Annotated in this window: 1 protein-coding gene; it reads left to right on the forward strand. The window is 51.2% G+C overall.

Going from position 1 to position 1,602, the window contains the following annotated elements; genetic code table 11:
* Positions 1-1,302, forward strand: a 1,302-nt coding sequence (locus KDK18_RS06625; RefSeq protein ID WP_257254083.1) for a hypothetical protein, incomplete at its 5' end; no start/stop codon positions are given.
* Positions 1,303-1,602 lie beyond the last annotated feature (300 nt).

The raw sequence follows: 1,602 nt of genomic DNA on the forward strand, positions 1-1,602 counted from the left end.
GGACGCTGTCTTCGTTGCTTAGGCTATGTTGATCCTGTAAACACCACATATTCCCAGCACTCATCGAGCACGGTGTACGGCTGTACAACGGAGACTTCCGAGTCGTTCTATTTACCTGAACTTCTCGAAGAAATCGGGATTTCTTTTACATTTCCCCAGTCCACTCCCCCAGTGGTGACTTCAGAAACAGGACAAACAACCACCGAATCATCCCAATTGGGTCAGACCCAATCTCATCTTTCCCGGGCAGACACAGCACAAGCCCTGATAACACACGAGACTGCTGAATTAACAAAGACACCTTGCCGACGAACACTGTCGCATCACAAACGAAATGTCGGCGACAGGACAAGAACCTGCAATGTGATCATTGCCGGGAAGGATGGTCAGTTGTGGCCATGCCGGAAGACCTGCAAAAATACTCAAGCCCTGGGGGATCACAAAAGAAACGCCCATAGCAAACCACTAACCTGTGACGAAACAGTGTTCGGAGAGGATGGCCAGCTGCGACCATGCGGGAAGGTTCTCAAGAATGTTAACGTCTTGCGGAATCATAAAAAAAGAGACCATACCGGGCCACAAACCTGCGGTGTGATTACGCTCGGGAAGGATGGCCAGATGCGACCATGCGGGATGTTCAGCAAAAACGCTCACGCCCTGAAGGATCACACGAGAAGAGCGCACATCCGGCAAACAACCTGTACCGTGAGCGTGCTCGGGGAGGATGGTCAGCAACGGCCATGCGGGAAAGCCTGCCCGGGCACTATAGCCCTCAGTGATCACAAAAGAAAAGAACACTGCGGAAAACAAACCTGTGTCATGAGCGTGGTCGGGAAGGATGACCAGCCGCGGCCATGCGGCAAGGTCTGTAAGAATAGAAAAGCTCTGGCGTCTCACAAAAGCAGGTATCACACAGGGCGCAAAACCTGCAACAAGACAGTAGTCGGAGAGGATGGTCATCAACGGGCATGCGGGAAAGTCTGCGAGAATGCTCGTGCCTTGGCAGATCACAGATCAAAAACCCACACCGGGCCAAAAGCCTGCGACAAGAAAGTGGTTGGGGAGGATGGCAAGCTGCGACCATGCGTAAAGGTTTGCAAGGATGCCAAAAGTCTGTCAGATCACAAAAGCAAATTCCACAGCAGTCAGAAAGCTTGTGACGTGACAGTGGTCAGGGAAGATGGCCAGCAGCAGCCATGCGGGAAGGTCTGCAAGAATGTTCAAGCACTGTCGAATCACAAAAAAGTGCATCAAAAACCCAAGCCTGTTGATCTGGACCGTAATGATGCCCCTGGTCTTTGATCTGACTCCAGCCCTTTCATGAGGTGTTTCCCGGCACTGACTTTGATTTTTAACAAAAGTTTCTTGCTCTGTAGGGGACAATTTCGAAACAAAGCACCTTAAAACCCCTCTTGGCTGGCATCAATCCCGTATTGACCTTAATTACGCTGGTTATTTTTGGTCTCATCCAGATGGGTTCAGTCAACCTGTCCCGTACTGCCCCAACTATGGGGCACCGAGATCGACTCCGCGCGTTAACGTCTCAAGCGCTTCTTCGCCCGGAGTGGCATGGAGCTTGATGATATTGCCAGAATGGTCGTT

This window comes from Endozoicomonas sp. SESOKO3 (assembly GCF_024606255.1).